Origin of the sequence: Chachezhania antarctica, from assembly GCF_003646465.1 — a bacterium.
GTDB lineage: Bacteria > Pseudomonadota > Alphaproteobacteria > Rhodobacterales > Rhodobacteraceae > Chachezhania > Chachezhania antarctica.
The window spans coordinates 105936-128087 of sequence record NZ_QZEX01000012.1; the positions used below are offsets into that span (position 1 = coordinate 105936).

The 22152-nt window shown below is 59.1% G+C and carries 22 protein-coding genes and 5 pseudogenes; 5 read left to right on the forward strand and 22 right to left on the reverse strand.

What is annotated here, in order from left to right; all coding sequences use genetic code 11:
• Position 1: 1 nt before the first annotated feature.
• From dmpG to D4754_RS19765, 17 genes are all read right to left on the reverse strand, one after another.
• A complete protein-coding gene (gene dmpG / locus D4754_RS19685) occupies positions 2-1036 on the reverse strand; it encodes a 4-hydroxy-2-oxovalerate aldolase (protein WP_121066975.1) in 1035 nt (344 codons plus the stop codon).
• A complete protein-coding gene (locus D4754_RS19690) occupies positions 1033-1968 on the reverse strand; it encodes an acetaldehyde dehydrogenase (acetylating) (RefSeq protein WP_088626318.1) in 936 nt (311 codons plus the stop codon). The genes dmpG and D4754_RS19690 overlap by 4 nt, the downstream gene beginning before the upstream one ends.
• 4 nt (positions 1969-1972) lie before the next feature.
• On the reverse strand, positions 1973-2761 hold the full coding sequence (locus D4754_RS19695; protein WP_088626319.1) for a 2-keto-4-pentenoate hydratase: 789 nt from the start codon (positions 2759-2761) through the stop codon (positions 1973-1975).
• A complete protein-coding gene (locus tag D4754_RS19700; protein WP_163025990.1) occupies positions 2758-3804 on the reverse strand; it encodes an amidohydrolase family protein in 1047 nt (348 codons plus the stop codon). The genes D4754_RS19695 and D4754_RS19700 overlap by 4 nt, the downstream gene beginning before the upstream one ends.
• Positions 3805-3900: 96 nt before the next feature.
• The gene (locus D4754_RS19705; protein ID WP_088626321.1) at positions 3901-4755 is read right to left on the reverse strand and encodes a VOC family protein; all 855 of its coding nucleotides are present in this window, start codon (positions 4753-4755) and stop codon (positions 3901-3903) included.
• A complete protein-coding gene (locus D4754_RS19710) occupies positions 4752-5642 on the reverse strand; it encodes a VOC family protein (RefSeq protein ID WP_088626322.1) in 891 nt (296 codons plus the stop codon). Before D4754_RS19710 ends, D4754_RS19705 begins: the two co-directional genes overlap by 4 nt.
• Entirely contained in the window at positions 5639-6457 is an 819-nt protein-coding gene (locus tag D4754_RS19715; RefSeq protein WP_163025991.1) for an ABC transporter ATP-binding protein, read from the reverse strand. Before D4754_RS19715 ends, D4754_RS19710 begins: the two co-directional genes overlap by 4 nt.
• Positions 6450-7250 carry an ABC transporter ATP-binding protein gene (locus tag D4754_RS19720; protein ID WP_163025992.1) on the reverse strand — a complete coding sequence of 267 codons (801 nt, stop codon included), beginning with the start codon at positions 7248-7250 and terminating at the stop codon, positions 6450-6452. The genes D4754_RS19715 and D4754_RS19720 overlap by 8 nt, the downstream gene beginning before the upstream one ends.
• A complete protein-coding gene (locus tag D4754_RS19725) occupies positions 7247-8272 on the reverse strand; it encodes a branched-chain amino acid ABC transporter permease (protein ID WP_121066988.1) in 1026 nt (341 codons plus the stop codon). Before D4754_RS19725 ends, D4754_RS19720 begins: the two co-directional genes overlap by 4 nt.
• A 22-nt stretch (positions 8273-8294) precedes the next feature.
• Positions 8295-9167 carry a branched-chain amino acid ABC transporter permease gene (locus D4754_RS19730; protein ID WP_121066991.1) on the reverse strand — a complete coding sequence of 291 codons (873 nt, stop codon included), beginning with the start codon at positions 9165-9167 and terminating at the stop codon, positions 8295-8297.
• Positions 9168-9192: 25 nt separating this feature from the next.
• On the reverse strand, positions 9193-10362 hold the full coding sequence (locus D4754_RS19735) for an ABC transporter substrate-binding protein (protein WP_163025994.1): 1170 nt from the start codon (positions 10360-10362) through the stop codon (positions 9193-9195).
• 47 nt (positions 10363-10409) lie between these two features.
• On the reverse strand, positions 10410-11090 hold the full coding sequence (locus D4754_RS19740; protein WP_163025995.1) for a TetR/AcrR family transcriptional regulator: 681 nt from the start codon (positions 11088-11090) through the stop codon (positions 10410-10412).
• Complete coding sequence (locus tag D4754_RS19745; RefSeq protein WP_088626329.1) at positions 11080-11406, reverse strand: non-heme iron oxygenase ferredoxin subunit; 327 nt, start codon at positions 11404-11406, stop codon at positions 11080-11082. Before D4754_RS19745 ends, D4754_RS19740 begins: the two co-directional genes overlap by 11 nt.
• Positions 11403-12170, reverse strand: a complete 768-nt coding sequence (locus D4754_RS19750) for an SDR family NAD(P)-dependent oxidoreductase (RefSeq protein WP_121067000.1) — start codon at positions 12168-12170, stop codon at positions 11403-11405. Before D4754_RS19750 ends, D4754_RS19745 begins: the two co-directional genes overlap by 4 nt.
• A 62-nt stretch (positions 12171-12232) precedes the next feature.
• Positions 12233-12748 carry an aromatic-ring-hydroxylating dioxygenase subunit beta gene (locus D4754_RS19755; protein WP_121067003.1) on the reverse strand — a complete coding sequence of 172 codons (516 nt, stop codon included), beginning with the start codon at positions 12746-12748 and terminating at the stop codon, positions 12233-12235.
• Positions 12745-14001, reverse strand: a complete 1257-nt coding sequence (locus tag D4754_RS19760) for an aromatic ring-hydroxylating oxygenase subunit alpha (RefSeq protein WP_205589673.1) — start codon at positions 13999-14001, stop codon at positions 12745-12747. Before D4754_RS19760 ends, D4754_RS19755 begins: the two co-directional genes overlap by 4 nt.
• Positions 14002-14061: 60 nt before the next feature.
• Positions 14062-15345, reverse strand: coding sequence for an NAD(P)/FAD-dependent oxidoreductase (locus tag D4754_RS19765; protein ID WP_163025996.1), 1284 nt, complete (start codon positions 15343-15345; stop codon positions 14062-14064).
• A gap of 87 nt (positions 15346-15432) precedes the next feature.
• On the opposite strand from D4754_RS19765, the gene D4754_RS19770 reads away from it, so the two are divergent.
• A complete protein-coding gene (locus D4754_RS19770; RefSeq protein WP_141102065.1) occupies positions 15433-15951 on the forward strand; it encodes a hypothetical protein in 519 nt (172 codons plus the stop codon).
• Between the two features lie 261 nt (positions 15952-16212).
• On the opposite strand, the pseudogene D4754_RS24675 reads toward D4754_RS19770, so the two are convergent.
• Positions 16213-16596: pseudogene (locus D4754_RS24675) on the reverse strand (transposase).
• 235 nt (positions 16597-16831) lie between these two features.
• On the opposite strand from D4754_RS24675, the gene D4754_RS19780 reads away from it, so the two are divergent.
• Together D4754_RS19780 and D4754_RS24680 are read left to right on the forward strand one after the other, a co-directional pair.
• Positions 16832-17851 (forward strand): IS110 family RNA-guided transposase, encoded by a 1020-nt coding sequence (locus tag D4754_RS19780; protein ID WP_121067017.1) that lies wholly within the window; start codon positions 16832-16834, stop codon positions 17849-17851.
• 98 nt (positions 17852-17949) lie between these two features.
• On the forward strand, positions 17950-18375 hold the full coding sequence (locus tag D4754_RS24680; protein WP_205589675.1) for an IS66 family transposase: 426 nt from the start codon (positions 17950-17952) through the stop codon (positions 18373-18375).
• Here the strand turns inward: D4754_RS24680 and D4754_RS19790 are convergent.
• A pseudogene (locus tag D4754_RS19790) lies at positions 18339-18641 on the reverse strand (integrase core domain-containing protein); the annotation flags it as partial. The gene D4754_RS24680 and the pseudogene D4754_RS19790 overlap by 37 nt on opposite strands.
• 4 nt (positions 18642-18645) lie before the next feature.
• A pseudogene (locus tag D4754_RS19795) lies at positions 18646-19179 on the reverse strand (IS30 family transposase); the annotation flags it as partial.
• A 138-nt stretch (positions 19180-19317) separates the two neighbouring features.
• Between D4754_RS19795 and D4754_RS19800 the strand changes: the two are divergent.
• Both D4754_RS19800 and D4754_RS19805 read left to right on the forward strand, forming a co-directional pair.
• A complete protein-coding gene (locus D4754_RS19800; protein WP_121067020.1) occupies positions 19318-20346 on the forward strand; it encodes an IS110 family RNA-guided transposase in 1029 nt (342 codons plus the stop codon).
• Between the two features lie 309 nt (positions 20347-20655).
• Positions 20656-20868 (forward strand): annotated as a pseudogene (locus D4754_RS19805) (transposase); the annotation flags it as partial.
• A 130-nt stretch (positions 20869-20998) separates the two neighbouring features.
• Here the strand turns inward: D4754_RS19805 and istB are convergent.
• Together istB and D4754_RS19815 are read right to left on the reverse strand one after the other, a co-directional pair.
• Positions 20999-21727, reverse strand: a complete 729-nt coding sequence (istB, locus tag D4754_RS19810; RefSeq protein ID WP_205589676.1) for an IS21-like element ISPkr1 family helper ATPase IstB — start codon at positions 21725-21727, stop codon at positions 20999-21001.
• Positions 21657-22025, reverse strand: a pseudogene (locus D4754_RS19815) (IS21 family transposase); the annotation flags it as partial. The gene istB and the pseudogene D4754_RS19815, both read right to left, overlap by 71 nt.
• Positions 22026-22152: the final 127 nt, after the last annotated feature.

A 22152-nucleotide genomic window follows, 5' to 3' on the forward strand; every position in this document is an offset into this window, starting at 1 on the left:
GTTAATTCCCTTGTTGCTCTGTTGCGTTACTGCCGTTCGCCAAGTCCAGTGCGACATCAACAATCATGTCTTCCTGCCCGCCGACCATGCGGCGTTTGCCCAGCTCGTTCAGAATAGTGCGTGCATCTATGCCATATTGCACGGCCGCGCGTTCCGCGTGCAAAAGAAAGCTCGAATAGACACCGCTATAGCCCAGAGAAAGCGTTTCACGGTCGACCCGGACCGGGCGCTCCTGTAGCGGGCGGACCAGATCGTCTGCCGCGTCCATCAGCGCGTTGAGGTTGGTGCCCGTATCGTAGCCTTCCCTTTCAAGAACCGCTATCAGAGCTTCGAGAGGCGCATTTCCGGCCCCCGCGCCCAGGCCCGTCAAGGATCCGTCGACGCGATACGCCCCCTCTTCGACGGCGGCGACTGAAATCGCAACACCAAGCGTGAGGTTGTGATGCGCATGGATGCCGACCTGGGTTTCCGGCTTTAGCGCCTGACGCAAAGCCCGCGCCCGCGCCCGCGCGGAACTGACGGTCAACGCACCGGCGCTATCGGTCACATATACGCAATGTGCACCGTAGCTTTCCATAAGCAGGGCCTGTTCGGCCAGGGCTTCGGGTTCGTTCATGTGGGCCATCATCAGAAAGCCCGACACATCCATACCAATGTCGCGCGCGGTCCCGATATGCTGTCTGGCGATGTCTGCCTCTGTGCAATGGGTGGCCACGCGAACCGACCGGACACCGGCGGCGTATGCCTCTTTGAGGTCGGCGATTGTGCCGATTCCCGGAACCAGAAGCGTGGTCAGTTTGGCCGTCTTTGCCGCGTCGGCTGCGGCGGCGATCCAATCCAGATCGCGATGGCGCCCGAAACCATAGTTGAAACTTGTCCCGTTCAATCCGTCGCCGTGGCTGACCTCGATCGCATCAACGCCTGCGGCGTCCAGCGCAGCGGCGATATCCTGCACCTGATCGACAGTGAACTGGTGGCGCACCGCATGCATCCCGTCGCGCAGTGTCACGTCTTGGATATAGAGGTTCTTGGTCATTGCGCGGCCTTTTCTTTCGTGCGTGCGATCTGTTCGCCGGTTGCCAGCGCCGCCGATGTCATGATGTCCAGATTTCCGGCGTATTTCGGCAGGTAGTGTCCGGCGCCCTCTACTTCGAGAAACACCGAAACCTTCAGCCCGCCTTCGGCAGGGCCGCCGGGCAGCCCGGCCGCCGCGTTCGGTCCGATCCTTTCGAACTGAACTTCCTGTTTGAGACGGTATCCAGGGACATAAGCCCGCACGGATTCGACCATATCCTCGACCGATGCGCGAATAGCTTCCGCGTCGTCTGTCTGGGCCAGGCAATACACCGTGTCCCGCATCACCAAAGGCGGCTCTGCCGGATTGAGGATAATGATGGCTTTGCCTTCCTCGGCGCCACCGACCTCACATATGGCGCGCGAGGTGGTCTCGGTAAATTCGTCGATATTCGCGCGTGTTCCCGGCCCGGCCGACCTGGAAGAGATCGAGGCGACAATTTCCGCATAGCGCACCGGGGCCACCCGCGAAACCGCGGCCACGATCGGAATGGTGGCCTGGCCGCCGCAGGTAACCATGTTGACATTGGCCGCGTCCAAATGGGCGGAAATGTTGACCGTTGGCACCACATAGGGCCCGATGGCGGCAGGCGTCAGATCGACGACCCGTTTGCCATCGGCTGTCAGCAACTCGCTGTGCCGGGCGTGGGCCTTGGCGGACGTCGCGTCGAACACCACAGCAATGTCGCCATAGCCGGGCATCTGCCGCAAACCGTCGATACCCTCGGCCGTCACCGGGACGCCCATCTTTTCAGCCCGCTTCAACCCGTCCGAGGCAGGGTCAATGCCGACAAATGCAGCCAGCTCCAACAGGTCGCTGTTCCGCATCAGCTTGATCATGAGATCGGTGCCGATATTGCCGGTGCCGATTATGGCCGCCTTTACTTTTGACATTCTATCACTCCGTGAATGAAACGCTGACATGGCCCAGGCCGCCAATCGAGGCCTGAACCAGTGCTTTGCCCGTGACCGGAGCCATCGGCCCCAACGCTCCGGACAGGATGATCTGCCCCGCCCTGAGGGGCGTTCCGTTTGTACGCATCTTTTCGGCCAGCCAGGCGACGGCGTTGACAGGGCTGCCCATGCAGGCCGCACCGGTTCCGGTGGAAACGGTCTGCCCGTTCAGGGTCATGTCCATTGCGCAGTTGGAAAAATCGAAGCCCAGGGGCGAGATGACCGGAGCGCCCAGAACCAACAAACCGGACGAGGCATTGTCGGCGATCGTATCGAGCAGGGTGATGTTCCAATCGGCTATGCGGCTGTCCACGATCTCGATTGCCGGGGCAATAAAGACGGTTGCGCGCAATACATCCGCGGCATTCGGCTGGGCAATATCCAGATCGTCGCCCAGAATAAACGCGATCTCCGCCTCGATCTTTGGTTGCAGCACGCGGTCGGATGAAATGACACCCCCATCGCCGACGATCATGTCCGACAGCAAGGTACCGTAGTCCGGCTGATCCACGCCCATCTGAGCCTGAACGGCCTTGGCGGTCAGTCCGATCTTATGTCCGATCAACCGGCTGCCCCCGGCCAGACGCCGTTCGATATTGGCCTGCTGCACGGCATATGCGGCATCAAGCCCGCCGTCCTCCAAATGTGTTAGGATCGGAGCGCACGGCGTTGCTTTGTTCTCAGCCTGCCACAATGTTTCGGCCGCGACCGCCAGATCATTATCCAATGTCATACGTCCCTCTGTTCTTCGGTTTGTGATGAACCGGATGCGGTTTGCCGCAACCCGAGCAAAACGGCCGGCGACCGGTACAGAACGGTATCGGCGGCCGTTTCAGACAGTGCGCGCCGGATGAACCCTACCGGATCGTTTTCCATGATCAGAAATGGATAGTCGGTACCGGCCAGTATCCTATCGTGTCCGATGGTTGTTTCCAGAAACTGCAAGGCGACATCGTCGTAAACGATGCTGTCAAAATAGAACCGGCGCGCCAGTTTGCTGGGCGGCACGGACATGCTGTTCCGGATCGACATTCCCAAGCGGTACGCATGATCCAGCCGGGGCAGGATGGCGGGCAATGCACCGCCGCCATGCGAAAGGACAATGCGAAGATTGGGGTGATTTTCCAGGACCCCACTTGTCATCAGCGACGTGGCGGCGAGAGCTGTCTCAAGCGGAAACGCCGCAATTGCGGCCATTGCCGGTACATCGCCGATCCGCTCGACCCCGGCCGGATGCAGCGCATGAACCATAACCGTCATGTTCAGCCGTTCGGCTTCGGCAAAGACCGGGGCAAGCGACGGATCGCCCAGGGGCGTACTCTGAACATGCGTGCCGATCTCGATCCCTGTCAGCCCCATGTCCCGCAACCCGCTCAGGCTGTGAGCGGCCTTTTCCGGTGTTTGCAGCGGCACCATCCCGAAAGCTGAAAACCGCTTCGGGTAGGTGGCGACTAGATCTGCGAGAAAGGTATTGACGCAGTCACAGATCGCCTCTGCATCGTCGGCGCCGAACCAATAAGACAAAAGCTCCGGCATCGGCGACAACACCTGATGGCCGATCCCCTTGGCCTCCATGTCGGCCAACCTGGCATCGGCGTTCCAGGATCGTGAATCGATCTGGCGAAAAGACTTCCCTCCGATCACGATCCGGGCCGAGCCGTCCCGTTCATGCACAACGGAGGGCCAGAGCGCATCGCGTTCTGTTCCGTCCGGAAACTGATCGGGCACGACGTGGCTATGGACATCTATTGCCCCAGATGAGCGCAAATTCTTCACCACAGTATCTTCCGTGTTATCATCCAGCCAAACAGCTTTCCGTCCATCAACCGGAAAGCTGCGCAAACGCGATTACATGCGCCTTCGGAAGCCATATCAGTTCTCGAGGCCGTTCAGATTCGATTTCGCGCCCCACATGCAAAGGCTGAAAGGTTCGAAACCGAACTGGCGTTCTCTATACGTTTCTTCGTCTACCTTGTTAACACCAACTGAGTATTCGAATGTCATCCCGTCAGGGCCCTGGAAATAAACAAACCGGGCACCTGATGTCGGGTGACGTCCCGGACCGAAGGTAATCGGTACGTTATGTTGTTTCAGCAGATTGTACGAACGCATGATGTCATCGGTCGATTCAACCTGATGGTTGATATGCTGGAGTCCGCCGCGCCCTGCAGGGACAAGAGCGAGCGTATGATGAATCTCATTCACGCGCAAAAGCGGAACGTCTCCGATACGATCACTGACGCGGGCGTTGCAAACCTGGGTCCAGAATGCTTCATCCCGCTTGCAGTCCTGGCTGAAAATGCCGACATGGCTGAAGCCGGAGATTCCGGCGTCCCGGCTCGGAAAATGACGCTTGCCCATAATCTCTGGCTGAACTACCAGCTCGATTTTCAGGCCACTGGGCTCTCGGAAAGCAACGAAATCTCTTACATGACGGGAATCGCACTCGTCGCGGGTGCCCCTATGCAGATCGTGTCCAAGATCTTCGAGAGTCGCAGCCGCGATTTCAAGTGTCTGACTATCGCGGACTTCGAAACCGACGACGTGGTCGTTGGGGTCCCCTTCGTGGTAGTATAGGGTATGTCCCCGTTCATCTGATCTGAGGTGTCGCGAATTGCGGCTGCTTTCGGAAACCTCCAGGCCCAGAATTCTCGTTGCGAAGTCGGTGCTGGTTTGAATATCTTTTGTACCCATCCGAACATAGCATACATCAAGCAGTTCAATCATCTTGTGGTCACCTTTCTGTTATCTTGGGTTTCCCAATCGGCTCCCCAGCGTTCGGGAATCAGACCATCGGAGTTCCACATGCAAAACGAGTCGCGCGCGTTTCTGAATTGTCGCGCGGTCCAGTCAGGCTCAACAGTTTTCATTCCGGTCCCGTAAGACACGATCAGGTCCTCGGGCCCCTGGAAGTACAGAAAAACTTCGCCACTTGCGGGATCGCGCCCGGGACCATCGAGGATTCGCACCTGTTGATTGGCAAGCAAATACTTGCTGCGCATGATATCGTTCAGGTCGCCTACCTCAAAATTGACGGATAGCAGCCCACTCCGCTGGCTTGCGTAGTAGGCGAGGCGTTGGTGCCGTTCATCAAAACCCAGTTGAACGCTTTCTCCGACAAAGTCCCGCACCCTGGCGCCGAAAACCTCGGTCCAGACCGCCATGTCGCGCGCGGGGTCGGGGCTGCGCAGATCGACCGATGAAATCGCTTTGATGCCCGCGTCGCGCGCGGGGAAAAACCGCTGACTCTTGTTTTCGTGGCGCACAACAATCTCGAACCGGTTGCCGGCGAAATCTTCAAAGGCCACCGCATCGCGGTAGAGCTTTCCGGCGCAAACCTCTGCGGGCAGCCGCTCGGGCTCAAGTCCGCAGGCGGTAAGTTTCCCTGTGATGTCGTCAAGATCGCTCTGGTAACGGACACTGAACCCGACAACCGGCTTGCCGGTCGCGCCGGTGGCGTCGCATTCTACTGAATACGATCGCTCGTCGGATCGGAAACGGGCGATGTCGTCACTGCCGTCCGCCGACTGAAGCCCGACCGCGCCTCCAAGGAACCGTTTGAAATCATCCAATTCTTTCGCTGGATACCGAACAAACCGAAGCTCTTCAATCATACCGGGGTCACCCCTTCTTCCCGCGGCGCGGTCACATCCGCGCCTGCTTGCGTCAGTTGAGTCGTGCCAAGATAGGCCCGTACCACTTCGGGGTTATCCAGCACCTCATCAGGAGGTCCGTCTCCGATCGACCGGCCGTAATCCAACACATGGATACGGTCCGCAATCGCGGCGACCATTTCCATGTCGTGTTCGATCCAGAGCATCGGAATTCCCAGTTGCTTCTTTGCGGCGTCGATATGGTAGGCAAGTTCCTCGCGTTCTTCCTGGGTCAGTCCCGCGGAAGGTTCGTCCATCAAAAGAACTTTCGGTTCGGCCACCAGCGCCCGCCCAAAGCCAATGATCTTCTGAATTCCGAAAGGCAGACCGCCGACAGGCAAATGCGCCAGATGGGTCAGCGACAACATCTCGAGCACGTCGTTGACCACAGCGAGATGCTCGGCCTCTTCGCGCCGCGCCGACGGCAGTCGGAACCATTGTTCCGCAAGTGTCGCCTTGAGATGGTTGTGCCGGGCCACAAACAAGTTTTCACGTGCGTTCATCCGGGGGATCAGTTCGGCATGTTGAAAGGTGCGCCCGATTCCCATTTCCGCAATGGCACTGGGTTTCTTCCCGATTAGGGACGTGCCAAGAAAGTGGATCTGTCCCGAGGGCCGATAGAGCCCGCTGATGCAGTTAAAGATACTGGTCTTGCCGGCCCCGTTCGGTCCGATCAGCGCCAGCAATTCGCCCGACCGGACACCCAGCGAAACTCGGTTAAGGACGACCAGACCGCCGAAATGAAGTTCCACATCCTTGAGTTCAAGGTCATACATTTGCTCGCTCCTCGCGTCGGCGCCGCGCATTGGCCAGATAGTCGGCGCGGCCAGCGCTTCCGGTCCCAAGGTACAGTTCCAGGATTTTCTGATTGGTCCGCAGGTCTTGGGTTGCACCTTCAAGCTCGACTTTGCCGTTTTCCAGAACGAAACCGTAGCTTGCCAGCGCAAAAGCCACTGCCGCGCTTTGCTCGACCAACAGGATGGACAGGTCGGTCCGGGCGTGAATGTCGCGCAGCCGCTCGATGATCTCGTCGACGATCACCGGAGCCAGCCCCAGCGACAGTTCGTCGATCAGCAACAGGTTCGGCTTGCAGACAAGCGCGCTGCCAATCGCCAGCATCTGACGCTCGCCCCCTGACAGCAAGCCAGCCGGTTTGTTCCTGAGTTTTGCCAATCTGGGAAAATAGACAAAGATTTCTTCTTCGATCTGCCGCCAGTTGCTGCCTTCGGCACGTGTGGTCGAGACGACTTCCAGGTTCTCGGCAACTGTCAGGTTGGTAAAGACCTTGTCCCGCTCGGGCACCAGAACGATGCCCTTGTGGATCGTTTTCGGAAGCTGAAGCCCGGTAATGTCTTCACCGAGATACCGCACGTTGCCGGCGGTCACCCGCGCATTGTCCAGCCCGATGAACCCCGAGATCGCCCTGAGCGTGGTCGATTTGCCAGCCCCGTTGGCCCCTAGGAGCGCGGTAATCTGGCCTTTCGCAACCCGGAGGTTGACACCGTGCAGCGCCCGGATCGAACGCTGATAGGTGACTTCCAGCTCCGTGACTTCCAGAATGTCTGTCATGGCGTGTCCTCCCGTTTCGACGGCGATGCGAATTGACCGACAAGGCGTTTCCAGATGCCGGTCAGGCCGCTGGGTTCGAAGACCAGAAACAGGATCATCAGCAGACCAAAGGCCGCATAGGAAGCCGAAGAAACCGTCGTGATGTCCAGCCCGATATAGGGCACTGCTTCCATCAGCCATTCAACGAAATAGGGAACCAGCGTGACGAACACCGCGCCCAGCAGGGCCCCCGGCAAGCTGCCCATTCCGCCAATGATGATCATCGCGATATACTGGATGCTCAGGAACAGCGTGAAGGCTTCGACCGAAACGAAGTTCTGGTAGTAGGCGAACAACGCGCCCGAGAACGAGGCGATTCCCGACGTGATGACAAAGGCCAGCAGCTTATAATTGGCAACCTGCACGCCAAGAGCCTCGGCTGCGGTTTCATTCGCATGCAGGGCCTCCCAGGCGCGGCCTGTCTTGGAGTTCAGCAGATTGCGACACCCCCAGTAGGTGCCCGCGACCAGCGCCAGAAGCACATAGTACCAGGCGTATCCGTCATAAATCTCGAACCCGAAAACCACTGGCGGATCGAGGAAAATACCCGTCGAAGCGCCGCTGGCGAATTCGTATTCGCCTCCAAGGTAGATAACGAGAAAATGCAGCGCCAATGTGCTCATAGCCAGGTAGATGCCGCGCAGCCGCAAGGACGGCAGGCCGAAGATCAGGCCGATCACCGCGCCTGCCACGACCGAAGCCGGAAGGGTGATCCAGATACCTGCACCCGCTTCCTTGTAAAGGATCCCGGTGGTAAACGCGCCAGCCGCCATCAGGCCGCTATGACCCAGAGAGATCTGCCCCGCAATACCGGTCAGAACCATGAGCGCCAGTGCTCCGATGCCCGCGATAAAGATCTGCGACGCGATGTCGAGATGAAATGGCGTGGCCGAGGTCGGCAACAGTACAAGCAGGACGATCAGTCCGATCCAGGCCACCTGGTTCTGGCTTAGTCGCTTTCTACGCGTTGTGGCAGGGGTCATTTTGCCGATGCCGGTTTCTATATTAGACACGATTGAGTTCCTCCTTGGTGCCGTACAGGCCCCAGGGCCGGACAATGAGAATTGCGATCAGCACAAGGAACGGCACGACATCGGACAGAAGCGGATTGACGTAGTGGATCAGAAGAACCTCCAGGGCCGCGATGACACCCGCGCCGATCAACGCACCGGGCAGGCTGTCCAACCCGCCAACAAGTGCCGCCGGAAAGGCCTTGAGCCCGATCACCGCCATGTTCACGTCGATACGAGAATCGAGGGTGACAAGTACTCCCGCCAGTGACCCCGAAAAGGTCGACAGGGTCCAAGCCAGGGCATAGACGGTATGAAGGTTGATCCCGCGTTGCGCCGCCAGCAGCGCATTCTGTCCAGAGGCACGCATCCGCATGCCCCAGCGTGACATGTGAAGAAATGCCAGAAGCCCTAGGTAGACCAGGAACGTGCAGACAACGAGCCACAGCGCGGCGGTGGAAACCCGGACCGAGTCGGTAAGCGCGATCGAGGCATTGTCGAAGCTGATCATTGCCCCAACGTTCAGTTGTTGTGGCCCCCAGATCAGGACCATTGCGCCGCGCAAAAGAATGCCCAACGCTACGGTTGTCAGAACGGCGGCCAAAACCGGTTGTCCCGTCATCTTGCGCATAAGCAACAGATAGACGGACAACCCGACAACGATCGAGAACATCGCGGTGAGGGCAATCGCGACGAGAGGATCCGAGGCGATACCTGCCGACGTGGCAACCAACAGGTAAGCCCCCAGGATCATGAGTTCGCCATGTGCCAAATTCAGGACACGGCTGACTTTGTACACCAGGACATAGCCGCACGCGACAAGAGCGTACAATGACGTCAAAACAACGATGTTTGCTAGGATTTGCATGATAAGCTCCTGTCGCGCTCAGGCCTCATTCGACCTCGTAGGCCTTCCAGTCCCGTGCGATCTCCATCGCGCTCTTTTCGTCGCTCCAGCGATAGGCTCGGTAGTAAATGGTTTCGCGGAAATGATTGTCATCGGTCCATTTGATCGGACCTCCGCGCAATCCCTTGGTGTCGATTTCGATGTTGCTCATGACGGCATTAATCGCCTCGGCGCTTGTGTCTTCGCCAAGCTGTTCAAGAACTCCCTCGACGACGATGCCGCCGACCCATCCGTCGAGAATGGACTCTGGATGCAGGTTGGAACCGGATTCCTTCACCGCATTGACAAGGGTTTGCGTGGCTTCGCTGTCTTCGAACAGCATCACGTTGGTTCCCAAGGTGAAAAGGTTCGGGTCCTTCATTTTCATCATCTCAAGTTCGGCCTCAGCCAGATGGCCGACGTAAGCGTTGCCTTTCCAACCCTGCTTGCGCAGCGCATCGACGAAACGGATCTGCACGGCCCACGGTGCCCAGGACAGAACTGAATCGGCTCCATTCTGAATCAGTTTGGTTGCGAAGGATGTGTAGTCAGCCGTTCCTGGCGGCGCGATCTCGACGCCGGCCGATTTCATGTCCGCTTTCAATACCAACCGTTCGGCTTCTTCCATCCCCGCCCGCGAGATTGGAATGCCCATGGCGGAAAATCCGACGGTGGCATCGCTGCTTTCCCGGTCACGAAGGTAATCGACCATTGCGATGCTGTCATGAACTGCGGAAAAGCCCGTCGAACAATACAAGAGTGGTTTGGCCGGCGGCATCGTCTCTGCAGGACAGACCGAACCGGCAAACAAAACGGGCACTTTCCCGCGCGTCGCCTGGCTGATGATCGGGGCGAAGGTTGCCGATGTGCTGACCGAGATGATCATCTGCACATCGTCCTGGGTCAGAAACCTTTTGGCGTTGCTCGCCGCCCGCGATGCATCGCCCTGGTCATCATAGATCACCAGCGACACGGTCTTTCCGTTGACGCCTCCCGCTTCGTTCAGGAGGTGGAGGTACAGCTTCAAACCCTCGGCCGGCGCGGCATATGTGCCAGCGGCCGAACCGCTCAGTGCAGCACTTACCCCGATCACGACCTCGTCATCGGCCGCCAGCGCCGGTCCCGCGGCAACTGTGGCCGACAGGACCAAGCTCTTGGCAAACTGTATAATTTTCATGGCTTTTCCTCCCATAAGTGACAGCACAAAATTCATAGCCCTTGCTGTCATGACTGTTCGACGGGCCAATCGATGTCTTCGCGTGTCAACGTATCGACCATCATGGTTTTCCAGATGGCGGTGACTTCGGCATATTTTTCGGCATTGCTGTCCCAGAGCGTCCGCATTGCGTAACCCCGGACCATATTGAAGGTCATGTAGACCAGGTTCTCGGCTAAAGGCGGCGGCATGTATTTGGACATAACTTTGACCCATTCGGCCTCGATCGGCAGACGCGCTTTCTGCGACGCCTCCAGGATCTCGGTCTTCAGATCGGGATCCGTGCTCGCGGACAGAACAATGTCCAGAACGCTGAAGAAATGCTCCCCCAGAAAGAAGCTTTCTGCATCCTTGAGCATCTCGTCGAAAATTTTGCTCTGGTCGGTCGCTGCTTGAGCCCCCTCGATGCTTTTGTCGACGGCAATTTGGTAGAGGTGCTCGTGAACTGCCAGGATCAAATCCCGTTTGTGACGGTAATGATGCAGCAGTGCGCCCCTCGATACCCCGGCGTTGTGCACCACCGCTTCGGTGCTGAACCCGGAAAACCCACGTTCGCGCAACACTTCGATTGAGGCCGATATGAGGCGTGATCGCATTTCTAGGCTGCGTTCGTCTTGCGACCGTGAGGCATTGACCGCATCGGTGTCCGCCTTGTCGCTCTGCTTGTTGGAGGAAATTTTAGTATTCAATGGATACCTTTCCATCCGCGACGAAAACAGCGTAGGTTTTCAACGGAATTTCGCAGGGCATCAGTCCGGGTTCGCCCGTGGTCACGTCGAAGGTTCCGAAGTGCCACGAGCATTCGACAAACTTTCCGCACAATTCGCCTTCTTCGGACAGCGAAGCCTCGCCATGCGAGCATTGGTCCTGAGTGGCAAAGAAGTTGCCATCGACATTGTAGACGGCGATGACGTCTCCATTCGGCAGGGTCTCGGCACGTATTTCACCTTCCGGCAAATCCTCGGCGGGAAAAAGAGCCAAGATCCTTTTTGTATCTTCACTCATAGCATCGTGCTCCCGCCATTTACCGAAATCACCTGTCCGGTCACGAAACTCGCTTCGTCCGAGGCCAGGTAACTTACCATCGAAGCGACTTCGCTCATTTCCGCCGGTCGCCCCATCGGGATCACACTGAGAAATTTCTCTGCCAATTTAGGATCGCGTTCGGTAATCTCGGCCATTTGCGGTGTGTTGGTCGCGCAAGGGGCCACTGTATTCACGGTAATCCCGTCAAGGGCGTACTCCCGGGCCAATCCGGTGGTCATGCCGTGCATGCCGCCCTTGGCCGCATTATAGGCGGCATGATCCCACAGACCGTTTCGCACGGAATCCGCACCAACGTTCACGATCCGCCCGCCACGCTGTTCGCGCATGACAGGCAACGCGTGCCAGCAGCACCAGACCGCCGTCCAAAGATTTCGGTCAATGGTTTCACGAAGGGTGTCGGGCGTATGTTCGGCAAATGCTCTGATGATCCCGCCACCTGCATTATTGACCAGAATGTCGAGCCGTCCGTATGCGCCAATGGCCGCATCGACAGCCGTCTTCGCAACGGATTCGTCCGCGAGGTTTCCGGGAACGACCACTGGGGGCTTTCCTTGAAAATGTCGCGCTGCCATTTCCTCGGCCGCCACGGTCGCTTCGGTCTCGTCGAAATTGGCGATCACCAGCCGCGCCCCGTCTGCCATCAGACGTTCAGCGATAACCAGACCAATTCCGCGCCCCGCTCCCGTTATCAGGGCAACCTTGCCTGACAGTTTTCCGCTCATAGTCGGTCCCCTCACTCTTCGTCGATCGCGCCCCTGCAAGACCGGGGCGCGATCCGTCCGTGTTACAAAATTATGCTGATCCGGCCCTGATTACGCAGGCCGTTGGTATCAAGAACAACACGCTTGGACCTGATCCGGATTTTGCCGTCCGAAACCTCCAGACCGTACAGGAGCTTGCCAAAGAAGATGTTGCTGAAGTCATCCTTGGTTCGATAGGTCGAAAAATTACACGCGACTTCAACCTGACCGTCATCTTGCGAAAGGATACGAACATTCGACACCTGATGGCGGGTTTTTGAATGCGGATACTCCGCATGGGCGGTCCGCTTCATCAATCGCTTGACCCGTTCGCCCAACCGGTACCTGTCATCCGCGATGTAAAACAGGTTGTTGTCGGGTGACGCATCGGCGGGAATGTCCGTCGGCGGAATCTGATAGGTCGCATCGTCGGTGAACAGATCCAGCCATTCCGGCAGCCGCCATTCGTCAAGAAGCTCGGCTTCGGCGTAGAGAAAATCCTCGACTTCCGGCCGCGTGAGCGTCCCGGCGTCAGATCCCTTTTCTGTTGCAGCGATCATGTCCGCTCTCCCCGGATTTGTTCAGGGCCGGTAAGGCGGCGGCTCCATTCGCGCCAGAACGCACGCATCTGCTCTTCGTCGTCCATCGCCGGCTGTTCCAAGCCCATGCCCTTTGATATGTCGTTCCACCGCACTTCCTGACTATTACGATAGCCCAGCTGGCAATGTTCCAGAGCCTCTACGTCATCCGGAGTGGCAAAGCCGCCGGGCCCGAGGAACTCCAGAAAGTTCGACAGGCGGAACTTGCGAGCCGCCGCGCTCTCTTCCTGCGGTCCGGCCGCCCAGGCATTGACGTGAAGCAGGTTTGGCGATTGCGGGAAGAAGGTGCGGATCGTCAGCGACATGATGTCGTTTATGATCAGGTTAGGGAAAATCAGCAGGTTGCGGTTCTTGTAAGCGATCCGGTCTGCTTTCTCCTTGCCGTATAGTTTTTCGTTCCGGGCGTTAAGAGCGTCGATCTCTTTCTTCCCTTCATCGCCCCAGAGTGACACCCATTGACCGGCAGGCCGTCCCCAGGGGGCGCTATATTCGATCACGCCGTGGCCATTGCCTAGATCCTTTCCAACACCGCTCAACGCGACATTGGTCAGGCCGCCTTCCATCGACTTGAGGTAGTCCAGATAAGTCGCATGGGTGCTCGTCGCGTGATAGCCGTCGATGCTGTTTTCTACCAGAAGCTTCCAGTTCGCGTTCATCGCGTATTCCTGGGTGCCGCCAATGACCTCCATGCCGTCAACCGACTGATCGAAGATCACATCCAGATATTCCTTGGCATTGCCAAGGTAATCAACAAGCGGGATTGCTTCAGGGTCGTAGCACAAGAAATACAGCCCGCGATAACTTTCCAGCCGGGGCACCTGACGCATGTTGGAATCAGGGTCGTTCTTGAAGTCGTGCCCATAGCTTTCTTCGCCCGGCTGATTTCTCAGCGCGCCGTCCTGGCCGAAGACCCAGCCATGATAGAAACACTGAAAGGACTTGGCGTTGCCTTTGCGTTCACGGCAGACTTGGGAACCCCGGTGGGGACAGGAATTGAACAGCGCCCGGATGTTGCCCTGGCGGTCCTTGTTGAACAGAATGCTGCGGCCGCCGACCACTCGGGTCACAAAGTCACCCGGTTTCTTTAGTTCCGATTCGTGGCCGAGATAAAGCCAGCAAGTGGAAAAGATGCGCTCGCGCTCTTTTGCGAACACGTCCGGATCAGTAAAGTTGTTTCTGGAAACCTTGAAGAGATGCCGATCGTTGTCGATCATCACCAAGGGATCGTTTCCGTTGGGCTTCATTGCGTCTTATCCTCCTCCGGTTGATGGGGTTCAGGCGGGAATTGCCTGTCTGAGTTTGTAAGCGGGGTCCTCGATGGCGGCCCGCTCCAGCCGGATGCCGTTTCCGACCAGTTTACGTATTGCGGCCATGTCCTTGGGAACATTGATTGTGGTGCCCCCGACGATCTCACCGCCCCGCAAGGCGATGACAGCGAAGCGCCCGCTGGCCGGATCGCCGCGCAAGACGGTCTCTTCACCGATGCTGTCGCCCGCCACCTGAATGTTCATGTTATACTGATCGGACCAAAACCACGGCGCAACCTTTGCCGGCTGCGGCGCGCCTGTTATCGACGCCGCGGCGATGGCTGCCTGCTGGTTGGCATTCGCCCAGGTCTCGATCCGCATCCAGCGATTGTGACACCGGCTGAACTGCTCGGTCGCATCCCCGACCGCCAGCACACCGCTGCGTTCGGTGACGGCCCTGTCGTCCACCCGAAGCCCCTGCGCGCCCTCTGGCAAACCGATCATGGCGGCAATCCCGCGCGGCGGCTCCACCCCGATGCCGACGACGACAAGATCGGCGCTTTCCACCGACCCATCGCTCAGCGTGGTGTCGCGCCCCGACGCCGAGACCGGCCTCACACCATACCGGAAACGAACGCCGTTCCCGGCGTGCATCTGCTCCAGATGTTCGGACGCCTCCGCGGGCAGCCCCCGTTCAAACAGACGTGAGCCGGCCTCGACCACGGTCACGTCGCAGGCCCCCGCTGCCGCTGCGGCAACTTCCAGTCCGATGATCCCGCCGCCCACGATCAGGATCCTTCCTCCCATAGCCATCCGCTCGCGGATGGCGGCAGCGTCCTCGATCGTGCGCAGGACATGGATCGGCACGGTCAACCCGGCAAGCTGATCGCATTGCCGGGCGCTGGTGCCTGTCGCCAGAACCAGATGATCGTAGGAAAGCTCCTCACCCCCGGCGAGCGCCACGACCCGTGCATTGGGATCGGCGTCGACGACGGGGCTGCCGAGCCGCAAATCTATTTCGGCGGCGCTCCAGTCGCCCTGTGCCTTCATGAAACGAGTCGACCAAGCCGGATCTGTCAGCATTTCCTTGGATAGCTGGGGTCGCTCGTAGGGCAGATGCGGCTCCGCCCCGACCAGAACGACCGAACCGGAAAATCCCGCCGAACGGAGTTCCAGCGCAACTCGGGCCCCGGCCTGACCGGCGCCAACGACAACGACTCGGTCGGTCATGGTCGGCCAACGAACCGGCAGGCCACGCCCGGAGCATTTCTGTAATTGTGGGTCTGCATTCTCTCCCCCCTTCTCCGGCAACCTCCCGGCCGGTCAACTTTCTTGCCAAGGATTTACAAACAGTCTAGACTGCTTGTCAATGCACGAAAATCAGGGAGGTGCACAGTTATGTCGCAAAAAGCAGAAGATAGTGATAAAATACAGGTTGTTAGCGGGTATCAAAGCTGCAGTCTTGGCATGCTTCCACCGCGGATGCCGGATCGCGCAGATCCGCAGGTTCCCCATGATGCATCCCTCGGCAAAGTCCACTATGGCCGGATTGGGGGCGTCTATTTCTATGACCAAAATTTCGACGCCGCTGTCGGGATGGTTGAGATTGAACTCAGCATTCAATGCCTTTCCGAGGGGCATTGCCGCGTCGAGGCATTTGGTATCGGCGATGGCTTTCAATCCTGCTCGGCCAATGGTCAGGACGCACCATTGATCATTCAGTTGTGCCGCAGGGACGGAACGGTGGTCGCGGAATCGAAATGGTCTTATTCGCGTATTCTTTGTGGGCATGTCGAGGCGCTGACACACAAAGAAGACATCTTGCTTGCCAGCGAGGAATTCGAATCAATTGAACTGGGGGTGATTCCCTCGACAAAAGGGACTGTATGCACTTGCGCAATGCCGCTCGGCAGCTAGGTGTTGGATCCCTTCAGGTTGTTCAACTTTTGCCTGACGTCACCGCCCTCCGGGCAGATTTGAGCTGTCAATCTGCCCTTTAATTGCGGGCCTGCAATCTCAGGGTCGGGTCAAGCGTCGATCATGCAGGTCGCTCTTTCCCCCATTCGAAGACCGTCCCGTCGACCCCGATGCAGTGTAGAAATACAGCCAACTTGCGGGCGGCAGCGACCTGGGCCTTCTTCATGCCGTTGCGCTTGGCGAGGCGGAGGCCCCATGCTTTCAGGGCGCACCATTTTTCGTCCGGTGTAGCAGGACGCTGGCCGCCTCGAACAGAAAGGTTCGTAGCATCCGGTTTCCCCATCGCGATACGCGGCCGTTGGTGTCAGTTTCGCCGGATTGCTAGCGGCGCGGAGTCAGGCCGAGGTAGGCACCGGCCGTCGCCGCACTTCGGAATCGCGAGGGATCATCGATCTTGTGGCGGAACGTAAGCGCCGTCACCACGCCGATGCCGGGAACCGTCATAAGACGTCGGGTGGTTTCGTCTTCCCGTGCGAGTTGGCGGACCCTCCGATCAAGCCCGTCCAATTCGCCACACACATTCGCATGAACGGAGATAAGCGGCAGCAGCACAGGCCAAAGGATATGCCCGACGAGGTGGTCCATGCCATCAAATGGCAGACCGCCAGCCGCTACATGATGGTTGAGGCCTTCGCACAAATCGACACCGAGGAGATCGACCCCATTCTCAGCATCACAACGAAAGCCGCCTGATCATGCCCTCAGGCCATCCGGGAAATTACACCAGCTTGATGGGGTGGATGCCCCCTGCTTGGCGGCATCGATGTGCCAGAGCGTGGTAAAGCCGAGGCATTCCACAAGGAGACAGGGAGCATCCGTCATGGAGATTACGACAATTGGGCTGGATCTGGCAAAGAACGTGTTTCAGGTCCACGGCGTCGACACCGAAGGAACGGTCGTCTTGCGAAGGAAGCTGAGGCGTTCCGATCTAATCACATTCTTCGGGAGCATTCCTCCGGTCCTGATCGGTATGGAGGCTTGCGGAGGCGCGCACTTCTGGGCCCGGGAACTGGCCGCGCTTGGCCATGAAGTTCGGCTGATGCCTCCGGCTTATGTCAAGCCATACGTCAAGAGGGGCAAAACTGACGCGGCCGATGCCGAGGCGATCTGCGAGGCAGTGACGCGACCGACCATGCGCTTTGCATCGATCAAGACGGTGCCCCAGCAATCGGCAGGCGTGGAACTGAAGGTCCGACAGCTGCTGATCCGGCAGCGCACACGCACGGTCAACGCGCTGCGCGGCCATCTCGCGGAGTTCGGCATCGTCGCGGCGAAAGGCATCGGCCGGCTGGATGAGCTCGTCGTGATCGTCCGCGATGCGTCGGATCGGCGCCTGCCGGACGCCGTGCGCGACGTGTTGCAGGATCTGACCCAAGAGATCGATGGGCTGAATGACCGGATCAGGCGGATCGACCGTCGCCTGGTCAAGCATTGCAGGGAGGATGAGACAGCTCGGCGTCTGGCAACGATCCCGGGAGTTGGCCCGATCACCGCCTGCGCGTTGCAGGCCATGGTGACTGCCCCGAAATCCTTCCGGTCCAGCCGTCACTTCGCGGCCAGGATCGGTCTGACGCCGAGGGCGAACTCGAGTGGCGGCAAGGAACGGCTTGGCCCTATTTCCAAGCAGGGCAACACCATGCTGCGATCGTTCCTCGTGCTGGGCGCGATCGCCAGATTGCGCAATGTCCGCTCCTCGCCCGAGCGCGATGGATGGATGTCGGCACTCCTCGCGCGACGCCCCTACAAGGTGGCAGCCGTCGCGGTTGCCAACAAGCTCGCCCGGATCGCGTGGGCGCTCATGGTCAGGGGAGGCATCTACAGGGAAACCGCCACGTCCTGATCCGAAGACCGCGTTTCGCCGGAACCGCCACCGGCGAAGGCCAAGGTGCACCACGATGATGAACGCGAAGAACCGGTAGCCCGACAGCGAGAAAGCCCGTGTCCGTCAACGCGCCCCGAGAGCGCCACTTTGATCCGGCACTCGTTTCCGCGCATCTCATCAAGGCCCGCAGCCAAGGTGCTGCAAGTCGAGGCCGGACACATGACCGCACCGTTCGATCGCTGTCATCACCAAAATCGCGCCTTGACCCGCAGGGGGCATCCACACATGACGGACGTGACCCCTTCCGGCCCTGGCTTGAGGCACAACTCTCCCGCATCCCCCGGTCCTCGAAGCTTGCCGACGACATAAGATACACGCTGGCCCGCTGGCAGGGCCTCACCCGGTTCCTCGAGGATGGGCGTCTCGAACTGGACACCAACCCCGTCGAAAACCAGATCCGGAAGATTGAACCGCGCCGGGTTTGCCGGAGGCTGATTTCGTTTAGTTACGCGGCCATGTCTTCAGTTTCCAGAGCGGCGTAGAAGTTTGCCTCTGCTTCTGCCGGAGGGATGTTCCCGATCGGCTCGAGCAGGCGGCGGTTGTTGAACCAGTCGACCCATTCGAGGGTGGCATATTCGACGGCCTCGAAGTTGCGCCACGGCCCGCGACGGTGGATGACCTTGGCCTTGAACAGGCCGTTGATCGTTTCCGCCAAGGCGTTGTCGTAGCTGTCGCCGACGCTGCCCACGGATGGTTCGATGCCGGCCTCCCCCAACCGCTCGGTGTAGCGAATGGACAGGTATTGGGCGGATTCAACCGGTCGTCGCAACACCTTCGATCTTATCTTGTTTGAGCAGCCGGTCGAGGGCCTCTGCCGGCGTTTGCCATCCCAGCGTCTTCCGGGGACGCGTGTTTAGCGCATGGGTCACGGCACTCAGCTCTTCGGCGCCATGTTTGCTGAGATCCGTGCCCTTGGGGAAGTATTGGCGGAGCAGACCGTTGGTGTTCTCGTTGCTGCCGCGTTGCCAGGGGCTCTGAGGGTCGCAGAAGTAGATATCGAGACCGGTATCGATGCGGAGCTGCGCGTGTTGGGCCATCTCGGCACCTTGGTCCCAAGTCAACGAGCGACGCAGATGGGCAGGCAGGCTGCCGATCGTCCCTGCGATGGCATCGCGGACGGCTTCGGCACCGTGACCCGTGAGAGCCGGACCGTTCTTGACCGACTTTCCCGCGCCGTGCCCCTCCATGCGTGGCAAGTGCAGGAGCATGGTGAAGCGGGTCGTGCGTTCGACCAGCGTGCCAATCGCCGAGCTGCCGAGACCGAGAATGAGATCGCCTTCCCAATGCGCTGCTTGGCGTATATCTACATGGATCAGCCGTGTCCGGTGGTCTTCAGCCGCAGAGCGACTGACCTAATGGGATGAACTGCCTTCCCACCAAACCGCTGCTATTGTGGCGAACATAGGTGGAGAGAGGAGCATCTGATGGACATCAAGGTTTTGGGAATTGATCTGGGCAAGACCGTTTGCAGTCTGGCCGGGCTGGATGAGTTCGGCACGGTCGTGTTTCGCAAACGCCTCCAGCGGCATCGACTGCTGGATTTTCTGGAAGGGCTTTCACCTTGTGTTGTTGCGATGGAAGCCTGTGGCGGCGCACATCACATCGGGCGCTTTGGTCTTCAGAAAGGACATGAGCCTCGGCTGATGTCGCCGCTCTATGTTCGGCCCTATGTGAAGGTTCACAAGAACGATGATCGTGACGCGGAGGCGATTGCCGAAGCCGCGACGCGCCCGACGATGTCATTCGTCGCCATCAAATCGGAAGAACAACTCGACCTTCAGGCCCTGCACCGTGCGCGGGAGCGTCTGGTGTCGGACAGGACACGGCTGATCAATCAAGGCCGCGGCTTCCTGATGGAACGCGGCATCCGGGTTGGAACGGGGCGCCACATCTTTCAAAAGGAACTGGCCAGATTGACCGCAGAGGGCAATGACGATCTTTCACACCGAATGCTCATGCTTCTGTCTGACATGGCGTCAGAGTTGGACGTGATCAATGACCGGATCGCGGCGATTGATGTCGAGATCAAGGCTCTGGCCAAGGCGGACGCCGATATGCAGCGGTTGATGGATATTCCTGGCGTCGGCCCGACAATTGCGACGGCGCTCGTGGCCGCTATCGGCACTGGAAGCAGTTTTGGCAAAGGACGCGATCTCGCCGCATGGCTCGGTCTCGTGCCGCGGCAGATCACGACGGGTGGCAAGGCCAAGCTGATCGGCATTTCGAAGCACGGCAATCGATATTTACGCAAACTCTTCATTCACGGTGCCCGAACGGTGCTGCATCTCGTGCGTGACAGGACGTCACCAATAACGGCCTGGGCAGACGGCCTTAAAGAGCGAGCGCATGTGAACGTCGCGGCGGTCGCCATGGCCAACAAGATGGCACGTATCGCCTGGGCTGTGTTGACTAAGGGTGAGCGGTATCGGCCCCACGCATTGAGCGGCCTGTAGTCGGGCTGAAGCACAACTGGTCACAGGAATCTGCGAGCGAGGAGGAGATGGACCAACGACCGATCGGCGTTCTGTCAGTCTGATGGGGAGCATGGCCCCTCGAGTGCCGATGAGCTAACGAGACACAGAACGCGCGACTTCCCATCTTGGTCAGGGGCAAATCGAATGGCCCCGAAGAAAGACCGAATACATAGACGCAGGGTCAGCGGTGCATCAACAAATCACTTGCAGGGGAAGGCAGTTCATACATGCTCCCCTGAAAAGTCCTCGGTTTGAAGTTAGCCTGTTCTCCAAACGAGGAGACAGACAATGCGGAAAAGCCGTTTCAGCGAAGAGCAGATCATTGGCATCCTGAAGGAGCACCAGGCCGGGATCGGCGCCAAGGAACTCTGCCGGAAGCATGGCATCAGCGATGGCACGTTCTACAAGTGGCGCTCGAAGTATGGCGGCATGGAGGTGTCGGAGGCCAAACGGCTGAAGGCGCTGGAGGCTGAGAATGCGAAGCTCAAGAAGATGCTCGCGGTGTCAATCGGCACGCAAACTTGACCCCCTCTCGGCGTCCAAAAATGACCCCCTTGGAGCGCACGGGTAGCTGGCCCGATGCGGTGTAGCCCCCATACAGCGCAGCCGTATCGGGCCAGCGGTGTCCTGGTCATTCGCGGGTTTTGAAGCGCCAGCTCTCGTTGCCGGTTTCGACGATGTCGCAGTGATGTGTCAGGCGGTCGAGCAACGCAGTTGTCATTTTCGCGTCGCCGAAGACCGAAGGCCATTCCCCGAAGTCGAGATTGGTCGTCACGATGATCGAGGTGCGCTCGTAGAGGCGACTGATGAGATGGAACAGCAGCTGGCCGCCGGTCTGCGCGAAGGGGAGATAGCCGAGTTCGTCGAGGATCAGGAAGTCGAGGCGGCAGAGCAGGTCTGCCGTGCGCCCCTGTCGGTCGGCACGGGCTTCGGCATCGAGCTTGTTCACCAGGTCCACGACATTGAAGAAGCGCCCCCGTTTGCCGCGTCGGATGCAGGCCCGTGCGATGCTCACGGCAAGGTGAGATTTGCCGGTCCCGGTGCCACCGATGAGCACGACATTGCGCTGCTGTTCAAGGAACTCACCGGCGGCCAGATCGCGCACCAGCGTCTCGTTGACCGGCGTTTCCTCGAAGCTGAACTCGTCGATCTCTTTCGCCAGCGGCAGCTTGGCGATCGTCATCTGGTATTTGATCGAGCGCGCCTGCTTCTCGCTGATCTCGGCATTCAGCAGGTCGCCGACGATCTGTTGCGGCTCGTGCTGACGCTTCACCGCCGTGGTGATGATCTCATCGTAGGCGGCCTTCATGCCGTAGAGCTTCAGCTGGCTCATCGCGTCCAGCACCTGTGATCTTTCCATGGTTGGGTCTCCTGAGGCTGTCGTAGCGTTTGCAATCGGCCACGGGCTCGCAGGTCAGTCGCAACGCCTCCGGCGTATCGATGGTCAGCGGCGGTGGCGGCTCCCGATGCCGGGCCAGGATGTTGAGGACGACTGAGGCCGCGGGAACCCCTTCGTTCAGGGCTTCGGCACAGGCAGCGTCCACTGCATCCAGCCCATCGATCGGGATCATGCTGAGGATCTGGACCATCTGCCGGTCGCCGTTCGGCACCTTGCCAAGCTTGCGCTGCACGCGCCTGATCGCCGCCGGCAGGTCCCAGTGTCAACGCCGTTTGAATTTTCCCCAGAAGTGCCGAAGTAAAATTCCCCACTTGCTTGGTCCCGGTGATCAGCCGGCGTCAGAGATCTGCAGCTCCGTTTTTTGTTTTTGGTGGCCGCCCGCGTCG

Coding starts and splice junctions, on each gene's coding strand:
- dmpG (WP_121066975.1), bottom strand. CDS start 1,036: ATGACCAAGAACCTCTATATCCAAGACGTGACACTGCGCGACGGGATG.
- D4754_RS19690 (WP_088626318.1), bottom strand. CDS start 1,968: ATGTCAAAAGTAAAGGCGGCCATAATCGGCACCGGCAATATCGGCACC.
- D4754_RS19695 (WP_088626319.1), bottom strand. CDS start 2,761: ATGACATTGGATAATGATCTGGCGGTCGCGGCCGAAACATTGTGGCAG.
- D4754_RS19705 (WP_088626321.1), bottom strand. CDS start 4,755: ATGATTGAACTGCTTGATGTATGCTATGTTCGGATGGGTACAAAAGAT.
- D4754_RS19710 (WP_088626322.1), bottom strand. CDS start 5,642: ATGATTGAAGAGCTTCGGTTTGTTCGGTATCCAGCGAAAGAATTGGAT.
- D4754_RS19715 (WP_163025991.1), bottom strand. CDS start 6,457: ATGTATGACCTTGAACTCAAGGATGTGGAACTTCATTTCGGCGGTCTG.
- D4754_RS19720 (WP_163025992.1), bottom strand. CDS start 7,250: ATGACAGACATTCTGGAAGTCACGGAGCTGGAAGTCACCTATCAGCGT.
- D4754_RS19725 (WP_121066988.1), bottom strand. CDS start 8,272: ATGACCCCTGCCACAACGCGTAGAAAGCGACTAAGCCAGAACCAGGTG.
- D4754_RS19730 (WP_121066991.1), bottom strand. CDS start 9,167: ATGCAAATCCTAGCAAACATCGTTGTTTTGACGTCATTGTACGCTCTT.
- D4754_RS19735 (WP_163025994.1), bottom strand. CDS start 10,362: ATGAAAATTATACAGTTTGCCAAGAGCTTGGTCCTGTCGGCCACAGTT.
- D4754_RS19745 (WP_088626329.1), bottom strand. CDS start 11,406: ATGAGTGAAGATACAAAAAGGATCTTGGCTCTTTTTCCCGCCGAGGAT.
- D4754_RS19750 (WP_121067000.1), bottom strand. CDS start 12,170: ATGAGCGGAAAACTGTCAGGCAAGGTTGCCCTGATAACGGGAGCGGGG.
- D4754_RS19755 (WP_121067003.1), bottom strand. CDS start 12,748: ATGATCGCTGCAACAGAAAAGGGATCTGACGCCGGGACGCTCACGCGG.
- D4754_RS19760 (WP_205589673.1), bottom strand. CDS start 14,001: ATGATCGACAACGATCGGCATCTCTTCAAGGTTTCCAGAAACAACTTT.
- D4754_RS19770 (WP_141102065.1), top strand. CDS start 15,433: ATGTCGCAAAAAGCAGAAGATAGTGATAAAATACAGGTTGTTAGCGGG.
- D4754_RS19780 (WP_121067017.1), top strand. CDS start 16,832: ATGGAGATTACGACAATTGGGCTGGATCTGGCAAAGAACGTGTTTCAG.
- D4754_RS19800 (WP_121067020.1), top strand. CDS start 19,318: ATGGACATCAAGGTTTTGGGAATTGATCTGGGCAAGACCGTTTGCAGT.
- istB (WP_205589676.1), bottom strand. CDS start 21,727: ATGGAAAGATCACAGGTGCTGGACGCGATGAGCCAGCTGAAGCTCTAC.